12 protein-coding genes are annotated in these 16,666 nt (G+C 34.7%); 4 read left to right on the forward strand and 8 right to left on the reverse strand.

Annotated features, from left to right (window positions below):
• Positions 1 to 35 precede the first annotated feature (35 nt).
• The 3 genes from EG344_RS07940 to hutH all read right to left on the reverse strand — a co-directional run bounded on the left by EG344_RS07940 (position 36) and on the right by hutH (position 3,645).
• Positions 36 to 1,517 carry a S8 family peptidase gene (locus EG344_RS07940; RefSeq protein ID WP_123909005.1) on the reverse strand — a complete coding sequence of 494 codons (1,482 nt, stop codon included), beginning with the start codon at positions 1,515 to 1,517 and terminating at the stop codon, positions 36 to 38.
• 128 nt (positions 1,518 to 1,645) lie between these two features.
• Complete coding sequence (locus tag EG344_RS07945) at positions 1,646 to 2,095, reverse strand: GNAT family N-acetyltransferase (RefSeq protein ID WP_123909006.1); 450 nt, start codon at positions 2,093 to 2,095, stop codon at positions 1,646 to 1,648.
• Between the two features lie 62 nt (positions 2,096 to 2,157).
• Positions 2,158 to 3,645, reverse strand: a complete 1,488-nt coding sequence (hutH, locus tag EG344_RS07950; protein WP_123909007.1) for a histidine ammonia-lyase — start codon at positions 3,643 to 3,645, stop codon at positions 2,158 to 2,160.
• A gap of 130 nt (positions 3,646 to 3,775) precedes the next feature.
• Here hutH and EG344_RS07955 point away from each other — a divergent pair, with 130 nt between their 5' ends.
• Positions 3,776 to 4,537, forward strand: coding sequence for a hypothetical protein (locus EG344_RS07955; protein WP_123909008.1), 762 nt, complete (start codon positions 3,776 to 3,778; stop codon positions 4,535 to 4,537).
• A gap of 86 nt (positions 4,538 to 4,623) precedes the next feature.
• Positions 4,624 to 6,420: an excinuclease ABC subunit UvrC gene (gene uvrC, locus EG344_RS07960; RefSeq protein ID WP_123858985.1), complete on the forward strand. Its 1,797-nt coding sequence runs from the start codon at positions 4,624 to 4,626 to the stop codon at positions 6,418 to 6,420.
• Between the two features lie 408 nt (positions 6,421 to 6,828).
• Here the strand turns inward: uvrC and EG344_RS07965 are convergent, their stop codons facing one another.
• The 4 genes from EG344_RS07965 to EG344_RS07980 all read right to left on the reverse strand — a co-directional run bounded on the left by EG344_RS07965 (position 6,829) and on the right by EG344_RS07980 (position 12,502).
• Positions 6,829 to 9,678: a T9SS type A sorting domain-containing protein gene (locus tag EG344_RS07965; RefSeq protein ID WP_123909009.1), complete on the reverse strand. Its 2,850-nt coding sequence runs from the start codon at positions 9,676 to 9,678 to the stop codon at positions 6,829 to 6,831.
• 81 nt (positions 9,679 to 9,759) lie between these two features.
• On the reverse strand, positions 9,760 to 10,518 hold the full coding sequence (locus EG344_RS07970) for a hypothetical protein (protein ID WP_123909010.1): 759 nt from the start codon (positions 10,516 to 10,518) through the stop codon (positions 9,760 to 9,762).
• A 10-nt stretch (positions 10,519 to 10,528) separates the two neighbouring features.
• Positions 10,529 to 11,611 carry a PorV/PorQ family protein gene (locus tag EG344_RS07975; RefSeq protein ID WP_123858982.1) on the reverse strand — a complete coding sequence of 361 codons (1,083 nt, stop codon included), beginning with the start codon at positions 11,609 to 11,611 and terminating at the stop codon, positions 10,529 to 10,531.
• Between the two features lie 12 nt (positions 11,612 to 11,623).
• On the reverse strand, positions 11,624 to 12,502 hold the full coding sequence (locus EG344_RS07980; protein ID WP_123909011.1) for a DMT family transporter: 879 nt from the start codon (positions 12,500 to 12,502) through the stop codon (positions 11,624 to 11,626).
• A 170-nt stretch (positions 12,503 to 12,672) separates the two neighbouring features.
• On the opposite strand from EG344_RS07980, the gene EG344_RS07985 reads away from it, so the two are divergent.
• A complete protein-coding gene (locus EG344_RS07985) occupies positions 12,673 to 13,194 on the forward strand; it encodes a GNAT family N-acetyltransferase (RefSeq protein ID WP_123909012.1) in 522 nt (173 codons plus the stop codon).
• 282 nt (positions 13,195 to 13,476) lie between these two features.
• On the forward strand, positions 13,477 to 15,105 hold the full coding sequence (locus EG344_RS07990) for an acyl-CoA carboxylase subunit beta (RefSeq protein WP_123909013.1): 1,629 nt from the start codon (positions 13,477 to 13,479) through the stop codon (positions 15,103 to 15,105).
• An 83-nt stretch (positions 15,106 to 15,188) separates the two neighbouring features.
• Here the strand turns inward: EG344_RS07990 and EG344_RS07995 are convergent, their stop codons facing one another.
• A complete protein-coding gene (locus EG344_RS07995; RefSeq protein ID WP_123909014.1) occupies positions 15,189 to 16,628 on the reverse strand; it encodes an AAA family ATPase in 1,440 nt (479 codons plus the stop codon).
• Positions 16,629 to 16,666: the final 38 nt, after the last annotated feature.

The raw sequence follows: 16,666 nt of genomic DNA on the forward strand, positions 1-16,666 counted from the left end.
CAGGAATTCTCTTTCCCTGCTTCCTTTAAAAAAAATTATTGTACAGCCTTTAAAACATTAATGTTCCCATAGCCATAGCTCGAATTAACAGTTGGATAATAGGTTGCCGACTGCCTCATTTTATTAAGAACCTGATCTCTGGTCCATGATGGGTTTTTAGCCCAAACCAATGCTGCAATTCCGGCAGTGGCCGCCGTCGCCACTGAAGATCCTCCTACGTAATCTGCTTGTCCGTTGTAATAACTTAAAACCGGAACTGTATTTCCTGATGCTCTTTCCATCTGGAAGGTAAAATCAATCTGACTTCCGGAGTGGCAAACATTACATTTCTGATTGGAAGTTCCTTCTTTTACTCCTGTTATTGCCTGGGTTTCCGGCATTGAAGCAGGGAAGATAACCCCTACAAAATTCGTAAAGCTGGTAGATGTTCCTCCTGCACAGAAAATCAGTTTTCCTCTGGCATAAGCATATTTCACTCCATCCTCAATTTTCCCTACTGAAAAAATATGTCCCATTGACATAGAGATGATTTTTACATTGGTATTGTTACCTAAGTCTGTAAACGCAGTTTTCACTCCATTTTGCTCACTGGAAGTTTCCAATACTACATTTTCGGCAGCACGGTAAGCAATAAGATTTGCATTGTAGGCTACTCCTACGGGAAGTCCCGCATTATTTCTCGGGGCCGCCATTACAGAAGCCATTTTGGTTCCGTGCCCGCATTGATCTGCTGAACCATCAGCATTATAAACTCCAAATTTGGTGATCGTTCTTCCTGATGATGCTCCATTATTAAAACTGGATCCTAGTAAAGACTGATCTGGAGAAACTCCAGTATCAATAAGCCCAATGGTTACTCCTGCTCCTGTACTGTAGTTCCAGGCGTCAGGAATATTATGTTTGGTAAATGCCCATGGAATTTTTGCAGTGGGTGTTGTGGATGTATAATCTACAGCACTTAGAGTAGCAGTGGAGAAACCACATCCTGAAGAACCGCTGCCTGAAGATTTTGAAGTGGTATTATATTTGGCTTCATTTTCAAAATAATGATAGTCTGCGGGCTCTACATATCGTATATTTTTCATCTGGCGAAGAGCCGTTATCGTTTCTTCTTTTTCGATGGTTACATCCAGTTGGTTAAGATACTTGTCGGAATTCAAAAGGAATCTTGCTGATCCTCTTCCTTCAGATTTTGCAATGGCATTTAAAATTTCGTCCTCCATATTTTTATTATCCGGAGATTTACTTCTGTCAAAATCATCCTTGGATGAACCAAATCCAATAGATACCATTCTGTTCCCACGGAAAATAGCACTCCAAAGAAAATGATCGGATTCATTCTTCCAATTGAAAGTTCCTTCATTTTTTATGGCCTGGTTGATCCTTTCATTAATCTGTTTTTCCGTTAAAGGAGTTTTCTGAGACATCTCAGTATTCGGGTTCTCATTGCGAAGTTCCTCCTGTGTACAGGAGTTTAAGGCAAAAAATAATGCCAGGAAAAATACAGTTTTTTTCATATGTTATAATTTTGGTTGGAGCCACAATATAACACTTTCATGAGAATTAAAAGTTTAAAAAAAATAAATTTAGCATTACATGAATATTAATATCAGGAGTAAATACCAGGTCAGAATTTCAAGTGTTCTTACCTCAATTGCTTTTCATAACATACACTACGCTCCACACCAATATATTGTCCATAATTTGGAATTCTTAAGAATCCACTTTTTTCATAAACGGAAATGGCATTCGTCAATTCCCTGGAAGTTTCGAGAACTGCTTTTTTATACCCTAAATCCTTAGCCCAATTTTCTAATTCCTTTACAATGGAAGAGCCTAACCCTCTTTTTCTGAACGCTGGGTTGGTAAACATTCTTTTGATCTCCACAGTATCTTCGGAAAGTTCTTTGAAAGCGCCACATGCTGCCGGAACTTCATCAATATAAACCACAATGCAATTTTTAATATTATCAGTTGTATTAAACTGGGCAAAAAATGCATCATCAGCTCCGTTATGTTCTGCAAGCGTAGAATCAAGGTACTTTACCAAGATTTGAAAATCTGAAGAGCTGGAATCTGTTCTATGGATAGTCATATTTATTTGATCGATTTTAGAAACAAAAAAGCTCCCATTGGGAGCCTTTCATTTTTATTTGATTAGTTTACAACAAACTTTCTTTCTTTGATAAGCTCTGCAATGGCCAGCATATCCTGACCGATCAGTCTGTCATCTTCAAGTTTAGCAACCTTGGAACGAAGAATTGTGAAGTTTTCTTCAATGATCTTAGAACACTTTGATGGTCTTCTGAACTCTAGACCCTGAGCAGCAAACATTAATTCAACAGATAGAATATTAACCAGATTTCCAAGAACCTGATTGAATTTTCTTCCAGAAATACTTCCCATGGAAACGTGGTCTTCCTGTCCTAAACTTGTAGGAATAGAATCCGCAGATGCAGGGAAACACAATGTTTTATTTTCTGTTACCAACGCTGCAGAAGTGTACTGAGGAATCATAAACCCTGAATTCAGTCCTGAACTTTCTGTTAATAATCTTGGAAGTCCATATTTTCCTTCCAATAATAAGTAGCTTCTTCTATCCGAAATATTTCCTAATTCAGCCGCTGCAAGCGTTGCATAATCTAATGGTAAAGCCATCAGCTGCCCGTGAAAGTTTCCTCCGGAGATAGATTCTTCAGCACTTAAAACAATCGGGTTATCTGTTACAGAGTTCAATTCTGTTTCTGCCATACTTTTAAGATGTTCAAAAGCATTTCTGCTCGCCCCGTGCACCTGTGGCACACATCTCATGGAATAAGGATCCTGCACTCTCTCACAATCTTCATGAGCTTTCATATTTTCTGAACCTTTCAGGAACTTAAGCATCCTTGCAGCTACTTTTTTACTTCCTTCAAATGGTCTGATCTCATGAAGTTCTTTTTTGAAAGGACTTTCAGACCCTCTGTATGCTTCAATACTCATTGCAGCTGTCATATCAGCAAGATCCAACAGATATTCAAATTTCTCAAGTCCTTTGATGGAATGCGCTAAGATAAACTGGGTACCATTGATTAGTCCCAATCCTTCTTTTGGCCCAAGAGCCAATGGTTCAAGATTATGTTTTTCCAATACTTCCAGGGTATCAGAAATTGTATCTCCTTCCCAAACCTGTCCAAGACCTAATAAAGGCAACACCAGATGAGCTAAAGGAGCTAGATCCCCAGAAGCACCTACAGATCCCTGTTCAGGAACAACCGGAATAATATCTTTTTCAAGCATAAGAATCATTCTCTCGATAACATCAAGAGAAACTCCGGAAAATCCTTTTGACAAAGCATGAACTTTAGCAATCATCATGATTTTAGAAAGTTCTTTTTCAATAGGCTTCCCTACTCCTACAGCATGGGAAATAATCAGGTTATACTGTAACTGAGCTGTTTCATCAGCTGATATTTTAGTATCGCACAGTGGTCCGAACCCTGTATTGATACCATATACGCATCTGTCGGACTCAACAATTTGCTGTACGTTTTTCTGAGATTTTAAAATTTGGTCTTTTGCTGCTTTATTCAGCTTGGCTTTATTAGGTTTTTTACATATTTCCAGAACATCATGGAAAGTAAAAACATCTACTCCGTATATCATTTCTAAAAAATTTTCTTAAAATTACGCATTTAACAATAATTGAAGAAACTAAATTTCACTGTTCTATCTTTTTATGTAAAGAAGTGAATTAATTTGTTATTTTTACCCCCAAAATTAAAAACTATAATACATGAGACTGAAAACTCTACTACTTGCATTATGTGTTGCAGGCACAGCCACTTTTGCCCAAAAAGTGAAATATTCCAAGGAAGAAAGAAAAGAAATGAATCGTTATCTATTTAACGAAGGTTTCAATACGGCAACAGACAAAAAAGTTTCCACCATTATCTTAAAGGACAATACGGAACATCAAGGATATAGCAAATCATGGGAAAAGCAAAGAGGACAGATTCTTTCTATTACTATTGAAGATGTTGATTCAAGAAAACCTATGAAATTTGCGGCAGCTGATATTGCTGAAATGTATTTGTATGCAACAGACACTGAAAAGTCTATGAAAGCAGCAAAGTTTATTTCAAATATGAGAAATTACAGCACTAAAAAATACAGTAAATCTATAACCGACGATGCTATTCCCTATGAAAACCAAATCGTTTCTTTAAAAAACAAGAAAGAACCCAAAGCTTTTTTAATGCAGGTCATCAATCCTGAATTTAATGAACTTATAACCGTTTACCATGATCCATTTGCTTCAGAAACTATCAGTACTGGTTTTGCTGGTGCTCCTGCATTTGGAGGAGGTGTTATTAAATCTTATTATGTAAAGAAAGGAAATAAGGTAATGTGGCTTCACAAAGATGATTTTGAGGACAATTATGACTTTTTATTTGGAGATAACGCTGAATTCATGAAAAAATATCCAAAAAATTCTGTAGAATGGGATTATTTCAGCTTTTTAGTGTATCAATATACTGATATGAACCACGGATAAAATACATCATTAAAATATCAAAACCTGTAGAATCATCTGCAGGTTTTTCTTTTTTTAAATAGGGAAAGTTTCCTTAATTTTGTTATATGAATCCTTCTTTAGAATTACAGCTCAAAACTTTACCTTCCGAACCTGGTGTTTATCGTTATTATGATAAAAACGAGCAATTATTGTATGTAGGAAAAGCTAAAAATTTAAAGAAAAGGGTTCTCTCCTACTTTAATAAAAATCTTTCAGGATACAGGATCAAAATTATGGTTGGCAAGATCCAACGTCTGGAAACAACCATTGTAAACAGTGAGTATGATGCTCTTTTGTTGGAAAATAATCTGATTAAAGAACATCAACCGTTTTATAATGTCATGCTTAAAGATGACAAAACCTATCCTTGGATCTGTATTAAAAATGAAGATTTTCCCAGAATTTTTCTCACCAGAAATGTCATTAAAGATGGTTCGGAATATTATGGACCTTATGCAAAAGTACGTCCCGCAAAAATTTTGCTGGATACCATCAAACATATTTATAAACTCAGAACCTGTAATCTGAATCTTTCGCCTGCTAAAATTGCAGACGGAAAGTATAAAGTCTGTCTGGAGTATCATATTAAAAACTGTGAAGGTCCTTGTGAAGATCTTGAAAGTAAAGAAGAATATGATGAAAAGATAGATGCCATCCGTGGAATCATTAAAGGAGATTTCCGCAAAGCAAAGGAGTATCTGGTGAATCAAATGATGAAGCACGCCTCCAATCTTCAGTTTGAAGAAGCTCAGATTATTAAGGAAAGACTGGATATTCTGGAGGATTATCAGGCTAAAAATACCGTGGTCAATCCAAATATTGATGATGTGGATGTTTTCGGTATGACCAGTGATGAGACTGCAGCTTATGTTAACTTCTTCAAAATAAGAAACGGAAATATCATCCAGAGTTTCACTACAGAAATTAAAAAAATTCTTGAAGAGACTGATGAAGATATTATGGAAGAGGCTTTAATTGAGATCAGGCAGAAGTTTGGATCTGATTCTAAAGAAGTACTGCTTCCTTTCCATTTATCTGTAGAAATTCCAAATGTAAAACTTATTGTTCCTAAAGTTGGGGATAAAAAAAGAATCGTAGAGCTTTCTGAAAAAAATGCAAAGGAATATCGTCTGGAAAAATTAAAACAAGTTCAGATTGTTGATCCGGAAAGACATACGAACAGGATTATGGCTGAAATGCAAAAGCTTCTCAGAATGCCTGTAGAGCCCCGCCATATTGAAGGATTTGACAACTCGAATATTCAGGGAACCAACCCGGTTTCTGCCTGCGTAGTTTTTAAAGACGGGAAACCTAGCAAGGCAGACTACAGAATTTTTCACCCTAAAACAGTAGAAGGTCCCAACGACTTTGCAACAATGGAGGAAGTTATCTACCGTCGATATAAGAGAATGCTGGATGAAGGGGAAAGCTTACCACAATTGATTCTTATTGATGGTGGAAAAGGTCAATTATCTTCTGCTGTCAAAAGTCTTAGACTATTAGGATTGTATGGGAAAATTACCATCGTAGGAATTGCCAAAAGGCTTGAAGAGATTTTCTTTCCGGAAGATCCTATTCCATTATATCTCGACAAAAAGTCCGAGACTTTAAAAATCTTACAAAGAGTACGGGATGAAGCTCACCGATTTGGGGTAAAACATCACAGAACAAGAAGAAAAAATTCCACTATAAAATCTGAACTGGAAGAAATTCCTGGTGTGGGAGAAAAAACCATAGAATTATTACTGTCTAAACTTAAGTCTGTAAAAAGAATTAAAGAAGCCAACCAAGAAACATTGGAAGAGATCTTAGGTAAAAGTAAAGCGAAAGTGATTTGGGAGTTTTTCAATAATAACGGATAGTCTCGCCTACTCCATTAATTTATTTTTCACAAATAAAGGAACTTTTTTTTATAAAATTACAATTCAAAATACATTTCCTCAATAAGAGACAAATACTATAAAAACACATCACAAACCTATATTAAGGCTAATAAAAATTCAATATATTTAAAATATAAAACAAATAATATTATTATATGTGTTTTTTTCATAAATTAGTATTATCAATTAACAAACAATAATACCATGAAAAAAAACTCATTCTGCAAATGATAATGCATTAGCCATTCTACCCTATTTTCCCTTTTTCTAATTTTTTTTATACAAATCCATAACCTGGTAGACTCCTAATTATTACTCTAAAAAAAGAAAAAACACATCAACATATCTATTACAAAAAGGCTCTTTTTCAAGAGCCTTTTATATTGATTATTTTTTTATGATTTTACCGAGGTAATCTCCTTTACTTGTTTTGACTTTAATGAAATATATTCCTGATGAAAGTTCTGCTACATTAATATTCGTATGGTTGTAGATCATATCCTTCACCAACTTTCCGGAGGAATCGAAAATTTTCAGGGTCTCTATTTTATCATTTTCTTTCAATCTTACTGAAAAATATTCTGAAACAGGATTAGGATAAATCTGAAGATCTAAAGTTCTATTTTTACTTTCTGTTTTAGTAGTTTCATTGGTTGCCAGATAAACCGGCATTAGATCTGTAATTTCATATAATTCACTTCCATGTTCTTTGGTGGAAATGGTCAGAAATAGTTTCTCACCATCTGTTCCCATTTTCTGAATATTTTCATTAGCCAAAAGCTGATTATCATCGTTGGTTACAAAAATATCCATAGGATAAACGGAAGTACCATCACTTTTCCATACTTTTTGGGAATCACCATTCAGGAAATAAAAATAGTTATTAATACACGTCATATCTTTCACAGAAGAAATATTTTGGGATAAATTAGAAGTACCACCAGCTGTCCCATCTGTTTTCCACAGTTGCGTATTATTGTTATTGGTAAAAAATAACTGATTTCCACATTTTTTAAATTGTACATTCCCTGAAAAATGATCTGATACAATCTTTTCCGTCCCGGCAACAGTTCCATCTGTAGAATACAAAGCTGGCGAGGGATAACCTGAGGTCACATAAAATAACTTATCATTAAACACTATTGTTTCTCTTGCAATAGTGGTAGAGCTATAAGGAGCTGCGTAAGATTTCAGCAATACAGCAGATGCCTGATCTCCGTTTGAGACCCAAAGTTCATTCTGTCCGGAGCTGTAGTTTGTCGGAGTATTTTCCTGTTGTTTTGTAAAGAATAGCTTATCATTAAATGTATTTAAGACTTTGATATCACCATCTGTTCCATCCTGGTAGGAAAACTGTATTGCCTTTTGAGTATTTGCTTCAGTAGCATCTGTTTTCCAGATTCCCAGCTTTCCATTTTCTTTTGCCACAAAATAGGCAAATCCATTCAACACTGCAGCTTTTGAATCTACGGAATAAAGACTTCCCATATTATCTGTGGAAATATCTTTTACTAGACTAACGGTATTAGATGTATTATCAATTTTCCAAAGTTCAGTACCCACCAAATTATTATATCCGGCAAAAAGTAATGTATTATCGTTTAAACTTGTATACAATACCCTGCTGGTGATATCCGGCGATGATATTGATATGGTATTGGCTGCTGTTCCATCTGTTCTGTAGGCCCCTTCAGGTGTATACAGATAATTTCCAACTTTAATAAAATTGTCATTAAAGCCACTGCTCATTCCAACAGACCAATCATTCCCATAATTGGACAGTCTCTCAATTTGCTGCGTACTTTTATTTCTTTTATAAATCTGGCTTTTATATTGTCTGTCTGTTGCAATGAAAATCAGGTCATTATTCAGTCCATAAAATGCATGAGGGGAAGAACTATCAGACTTATTGATATCAGAAGCTATTGCAATCTCATGGGTAGCCGGATCTAATGAAAATAGCTCTGTTCCATATTTTGGAGTACTTCCGCTAAGATAAATTTTAGAATTCAGGTCAATAAAACTATTATTGGATGACATATCAAGTCCTGTGATCTCAAAATTCTGAGATGAATTTCCATTAACAACCCAGAATCTGTTATAATAATTAGGCATTGTAAGAATCAGGTGGTTATTATCTGAACTCGTTCCATATATCAAAGCATCATTATTGGTATTATAGCGAACAGTTCCAGCTTCTGTACCATCTGTTTCCCAAATATAATTACCATATCCCAAACTTACCCCGTTGGCACCATTTTGAAAGAATATTTTATTATTAAATTTTACAAATTTCATCATGGTCATAGAACTTGTAGCTCCGGGCATCAGATTCTTGAGTAAATGTGTTCCGGCAGCTGTTCCATCAGAAATCCACGGTTCTAAACCGTTTACAGTATCAGATCCTGTAAAAACAAAATAGTCATCAGTTGCTGCACCCTCCAGCTGATAAAACCCTACAGGTTTTACAGATACTGTACCTGCTTCAGTTCCATCTGTTGAGTATAATTCATATCCTGTTCCAACATTAGCAACAAAATAAAGTTTATTTTTTAAAATTAATGCTTTAAAGTCTCCATCAATACTTCCGTATGATGGACCGGTGACAATATCTTTTAATAATGATGTTCCTGCTGCCGTACCATCTGATTTCCATATCTCTGTTCCATGCACACCATCATTAGCCGCAAAAAACACGGTATCATTCATGGTATACATTTTAATATTTCCGGAAGTATATTCAAATGTTTTTAGCTGCTGCAGAATACCTGTCACTATATTATAGCCCCAAAGTTCTTTATTGTGATAGAAAAAGATATTATTTCCTGTGGCTGCGGTAACTTCAATTGAATAATAAAAATTAAGATCTGTTAATTTGGAAGTCCCTGCCGTTGTTCCATCTGTTACCCAGAGCTGTTTGTTGTCATTATTATTCTGAGTAATAAAGTATATCTTATTATTGAGTTTCATAAAAGCAGGATTACCAGACATGCTCATACTAGAGCCCGGAAAAATATCTTTTATTAACGATGATTTTTGTGTTATTGGATTAAAACTCCACAACGCTGTTCCATCAGATTTTGAAGCAGGAAAAAGAATACGGTCATTCAATTTTATAAGCGGGGCTGGGCTACTTGAAGATCCGAAGTTAATCTCATGTAATTGAGTATTAAATACATTTTGTGCACTTGAGTATATTGACATCACTGCCAATATCGAAATATAAATTTTTTTCACGATTTTAATTTATAAAGTTAATCCTTAATTCAAAAATATTTTGAACTAAGGATTAATTATTATGGATTCTATTTATGTAGATTATTTTGCAACGAAAGTTTCTTTAGAATATCTTCCATCAGCCTGTGGAATATCAATTACAATAGTTCCATTTTCAAAATAACCAATGGTCATATTATTATCTGCAAGCTTTACTATGAATACATCTTTTTTTGAAGTTGTTTTAAAGATAGCAAACGGCACAGAACTTCCTGATTTCGCCAGAATAAATTGATTAGCATCAATCTGTATTTTCTGTACATCTACTTTTCCGTTAGAATAATTACCCGCTGCAGGAGCAACCACAGCTGTTTCCTGAACAGAACTTTGGGTAGTATTATTAGTATTTATGCTATTTGAAGGTTGATTTTTTGCAGGTTGCATAGCAACCGGATTGGATACACCTACATTTACTAAGGCCATCTGCAAGGCATCTGCAAGACCTTCTTCAAATTCTTTAATACCAGAACTTCCTTTAGATTCTAGAAGAACTTTATTATCACAGTCTTTGATAACTAGCATTAGTTTATTTGTAAACATACTTTTTACATTCAGAACTTCAGCGTTCAATACATTGCAGGAATTCTCTCTAGCTTCTGTAGGCCATTGATCCTTATTTGTAGATAAAACTACATACTTCTTACCTTTTAATGCTTTTGTTAAAGCTGCTTCTAAGCCATAACTATCTCCTTTGAAAGTTTTAAATTCTTCCGGAATAGATACATATTTATAATCTGAAACTTTTTGCCCGAAAATGGCTGTTGAGCAAATGGCCAACATCAATATTGATAACTTTTTCATATCATTCATTTTAATCGTTTCTGAATGCTCCCATATCCAGTTTAAGTGAGAAGAAATTAGAATAGAAATTAGAACCTCCAATTCCTGAATTCGTAATCGCATAATCCAGCGTAAGTCCTCTATATCTGATCCCGATCCCCGCACTTGGCTGGAAAGAAACTTTTCTTTTTAAATCTTCTATATCTGTAATAGACTGGAACCTATTGATCCCTAATCGCACAAAAATCATTTTCTGATATCCTAATTCAGCTCCTGCATAGGGACTGATACTGGCAAAATCGGTTGAGATCAAAGAAGCCGTTTTCGCAAAATCTACATTGATTCCTGCTTCCGGCAATACATAAACACTACTGTTGATTTCAAATAATTTACTCGCTCCTACATTAAGCTTAGGCATCGTAAGTTCCATTTTATCTTTTGGTGCCGGGTTAAATTCTTCGCCGTTCACCACTGTTGATAATTCTTTCTGATTAATACTCCAAAAGTTAACAGTAGTCGTAATATCTCTTATCATTCCCCCGAATTTCCATCCGTTTTCACCTTTATAAATAGCCCCTACATCAAAACCAAAACCATATCCATTTGCAAATTTACCTACATTTCTATAGACAATTTTAGCGTTCACCCCAACATCAAGATTGGGATTTCCTCCGGGACGGAATGCATATGAAAGTATAGCAGCATAATCAGATTGAGAGAATTTTGTGATTTTATCATAATCAATATTCCCTTCTGCATCAATCATCTGGGTGGTATTCAAAATATTATCTACTCCTAGCCTTACTACAGAAACTCCAAAAACTCCTTCCTCCAATACTTTAGCATAAGCCAGATAATCATATTTTGCAATAGATTCAAAGTATTCAGCATGCATTGCAGCTCCCTGCCAGTCTTTTTCAATAGACATCAAACCTGCCGGGTTCCACATAGGAGAATACACATCGTCCTGATTGGATATTACAGCACCTCCCATTGCCAGTCCTCGGGCACCCGCTCCGATATTTAAGAATTCATTGGAATATTTCCTGATGATCTGAGATTGAGACAGCCCATAGAGCAGTGAAAATGCAAGTAAAAAATATTTTTTCATCATTTAAAATTGATGCTAGTTAAAGTTTTTAGTTTTTCTGGCTTTTATTAATCCATTCGCAATGATTGCCAGTATCATAACTCCTGAAGCTATATAAAATATAGGACTCATATGTTCTGATTCCCCAAAGATAAAAAAAGCTAGTATAATTCCGTAAACAGGTTCCAAATTAACTGTTAAAATTAGAGTAAAAGGCGATATATACTTCATTAATTTCACCGATTCCAGCATTGGAAAAGCAGTGAAAACACTGGCTAACAAGCATATTAACGCTATATCACGATAGTTTATTTCATTCATCTGAAAAATTTGTCCTGAAAACAAATAAATTACCATTAAAATGAACCAACCACAGAATATTTCGTAAAATATAATATTTCCGGAACTCGTTTTTCCAAACATTTTCCCATTAAAAACAGAAAATATAGTCCCAAAGACAGCACACAGAATACCATATATAATTCCTTCTTTATATTGAAATTCTGTCTTGAAGATCAATAAAATACAGGCTACAATCACGACTCCCATCACCACTTCTGAAATATCAATCTTCCTTTTAAAGATAACAGGCTCCAAAATAGAGGCAAAGAGTGTGGATAATGATAAACAACTTAATGCAATGGAGACATTGGAAACTTTAATGGAATAAAAAAAACAGTACCAATGAAGGGCCATGGTAAAACCTATTGCAGCCAGCTGAAAAAATATTTTTTTTGAAACCCTTATGCTTTCTTTTTTATATATTCTGATAAATGCAAAAAGAAAGATCGCTGCAAACAGCATTCTGTAAAATACCAGAATCTGAGCATTCGCATGAATCAGTTTTCCTAAAATTGCAGTGAATCCCCATAAAAATACTATTAAGTGCAATCTGAAAAGAGCTAATTTATGCATATCCTACCTTCTTTAAAATTTTAACAGGCAAATTTACAAATAGGCTTTTATAAATCTCACAAAAAATATAAATTTAAGTTAATAAAAAATGATAAATATAGTTTTTAATAGTTTTTGTATCCAATACATGATCTATTCTATTAATTTTCTAAAAAAGATTAAAAAAAATAATGATATTAAATCCGGACATTACAATTAAGACAGAACGTATAACCTTACAACCCGTTAATGATTCATACATTGATGATATTCTAGAACATTTTACAAAAGAAGTCACTAAATATATGCCCTTCAACCCACAAGGTGACAGAAAAGAGATTATCAATTTTGTTAATGAATCGAAAAGAACTTTATCACAAAATACGGACTTGGTAATGGTTGCTTTAGATACAAAAGGAACTTTTATTGGATGCTGCGGTATTCATAACATAACAGAGGAATCCATTGAGCTTGGATTATGGCTAAAAAAAAGTTCTCAAGGGAAAGGATTAGGAACTGAAATCATAACCAAACTTATTGAATTTCTTGAAAACAATTTTACATTTAAATATATTGTATATCCAGTAGATGAAGACAATTTAGCCAGTAAAAAAATTCCGGAAAAACTTGGATTCATTCCCGTTAAAAAATATAAGAAATTTAAAAATCCAATTACTGATCTTACTATTTTAGAATTTAGAAAATATTATTAACAATTATTATTTAGTATCAAAAAAACCCTGAAAATTTATTAAACTTTCAGGGCCTTCAAATAATAAACTATTAAAAAAATAAACTAGGAACAGAGTATTTTCAGAGGATTTCACCCCCTGTTACTCTATTGTAAAGTTAGAAAAAATTTAAATTATTTAAAAATATTTTTTTGTTAAAAATTTCACAATTAACTAATAACCAAACTATTAAACAACTGTTTTACTTCCTAATCATATTCCTCATAAAAATAGTATCTTTAAGCGTAAAAAATTGAAAATTCTATGGACATCGAATTCAACAAACGAGAAGATCAGAACAGATTAAAATTATCAGAGATAAATCGCTTGCTTGCCGAGATCAAAAAAGGAGGCGGTGAAAAGAGGCTTCAGAAGCTTCGTGAAGAAGGAAAAATGACTGCAAGAGAAAGAATAGACTATCTTCTTGATAAAGATTCTGATTCCATAGAAATAGGAGCTTTTGCCGGCTATGAAATGTATGAAGAACATGGTGGATGCCCTAGCGGAGGAGTTGTAGTAGTAATGGGATATGTTTCAGGAAGACAATGTCTTGTTGTAGCCAATGATGCATCGGTAAAAGCAGGAGCTTGGTTCCCTATCACTGGAAAGAAAAATCTGAGAGCACAGGAAATAGCAATGGAAAACAGACTTCCAATCATTTACCTTGTTGATTCTGCAGGAGTGTACTTACCTATGCAGGACGAAATTTTCCCGGATAAGGAAATGTTTGGTAGAATATTCAGAAATAATGCTAAAATGAGTGCTTCAGGAATCATCCAGATTTCAGCGGTTATGGGAAGTTGTGTAGCTGGAGGTGCTTATTTACCTATTATGAGCGATGAAGCTATGATTGTGGATAAAACAGGTTCTATTTTCCTGGCAGGAAGCTATCTTGTAAAAGCTGCTATTGGAGAAAGCATTGATAATGAAACATTAGGAGGGGCTACTACTCACTGTTCTATTTCTGGTGTTACCGATTATAAGGCGAAAGATGATAAAGATGCTTTAGACAGAATAAAAAATATTATGAAGTCTATCGGAAGTACTGAAAAAGCAGGCTTTGACAGAATAGAAAGCTTTCCACCAAAAGAAAGTCCTGATAATATCTTCGGAATTATGCCGGTTTCCAGAGCTGAACAATATGATACTTACGAAATTATAAAGTGTATTGTGGATAACTCCGAATATGAAGAATATAAACCAGACTATGGTAAAAGTATTATTTGTGCTACGGCAAGAGTAGATGGTTGGTCTGTGGGAATTGTAGCCAATCAAAGAAAATTAGTAAAGAGCGGTAAAGGAGAAATGCAATTTGGAGGAGTGATCTATTCCGATTCTGCTGATAAAGCGACTCGATTCATTGCCAACTGTAATCAAAGAAAAATCCCTTTAATCTTCTTACAGGATGTTACCGGCTTCATGGTAGGTTCAAAATCAGAGCATGGAGGGATCATCAAAGATGGAGCAAAAATGGTAAATGCTGTTTCTAACTCAGTAGTCCCTAAATTTACAATCATTACGGGAAATTCTTATGGCGCAGGAAATTATGCGATGTGTGGAAAAGCTTATGATCCAAGATTGATTGTAGCATGGCCTTGGGCAGATCTTGCCGTAATGGGAGGTACCCAAGCTGCTAAAGTACTGGCACAGATTCAGGAGTCTACCCTGAAAAAACAAGGTAAAGAAATTTCTGAAGAAGAACACAACGAGATATTAGATACCATTTCAAAAAAATATCAAAAACAAACAGAATCTACCTACGCAGCAGCTAGATTATGGACTGATGCTATCATTAATCCAGCCGACACCAGAAAATGGATTTCTATGGGAATAGAAGCAGCCAATCATGCTCCTATTACAGAAAAGTTTAATCTGGGAGTTATCCAGGTTTGATAAGTATTTGATTAAAAATATAAAAAGATGTGGAAATTAATTTCCACATCTTTTTGTTTTATGCCTTTTAAAATTTTGAAAATTTAAGAAAAGAAAACTCCTGTTCTGAATCTTTCTTTATTCAGTTTTTTGTTAACTGCCAATCCCCAAAGAATAAACTCTTTTAAGAATAAAATATCCTCCGGCTGAGTATCTGGTTGATATTTTTCAATGATTTGATCAAGAGGATCAATCCTGTTAAGAGATTTTGCATAGGATTCATCCGAAGATTCGTCCGTAATTTCCAAAAATCCATCGTCTTCCAAAAACCAATCCGTAATCTGGTTAAACGGCCCATCAATATTCTTTTTCTCCAGTTTTTCTACTTTCGGGAAATAAGATGTAAATAAAGTTCTGATCGCATTATCAATCAATAACTGGGCAACCGCTTCCGCCCCTTCCTGTTCGCCTTCATAAACCAATTCCACTTTTCCCGTGATTGCAGGAATTACCCCCACAAAATCGCTTAATCTTACAGAAGTTGCTTCTTCACCAGTTAGTAAAGATCTACGCTCCGCTGTACTCAATAAGTTTTCGAAAGCAGTAATGCTCATACGTGCACTCACTCCACTTTTTGAATCTACATATTCGCTTTCACGAGCCTCAAAACCAATCTGTTCCAAAAGATCCTTCGCTAAAGAAGGAACATATACACCATTTTTCTGACGGCTGTCTAAACTGGATTCATAATTCGTAATTTCTCTTGCAATATTGATGTTTTCAGGATAATGTGTCAAAATCTGCGATCCTATACGGTCTTTCAGTGGCGTTACAATACTTCCCCTGTTGGTATAATCTTCAGGATTCGCGGTAAAAACAAATTGTATATCCAAAGGCATTCTCACCTTAAATCCGCGAATCTGCACATCGCCTTCCTGCAAAATATTAAACAAAGAAACCTGAATTCTCGCCTGAAGATCCGGTAATTCATTAATTACAAAAATACAACGGTTCGCTCGCGGGATCATCCCAAAATGAATCACACGATCATCTGCATAAGAAAGTTTAAGATTGGCAGCTTTAATAGGATCCACATCACCAATGAGATCGGCAACAGTCACATCCGGAGTAGCCAGTTTTTCAAAAAACCTTTCATCGCGGTGAAGCCATTCTATTGGAGCATTATCACCTTCCTTTTCCACTAACTCTTTAGCATAACGGGAAATCGGATTAAATGGATCGTCATTAATTTCACTTCCTCCAATAAAAGGAATCCATTCATCCAGTAAAGAGGTCATCATTCTTGCCAGTTTGGTTTTCGCCTGACCTCTCAATCCTAATAAATTAATGTTATGTCGGCTTAGAATAGCGTGTTCCAATTGAGGAATAACCGTATTTTCATATCCGAAAATCCCTTCAAATACAGATTCTTTATTACGAATTTTAGTTTTTAAATTATCTCTTAATTCGTCTTTTATATTTTTTGATATATATCCTGATGCTCTTAATGAGCCCAGTGTCTTTATGTTTGGCTTTTCAGTCATTTTATTTAATATCTGATTTTATAAAATTTGAAATATAT

Source organism: Chryseobacterium sp. G0162, assembly GCF_003815715.1.
Classification (GTDB): Bacteria; Bacteroidota; Bacteroidia; order Flavobacteriales; family Weeksellaceae; genus Chryseobacterium.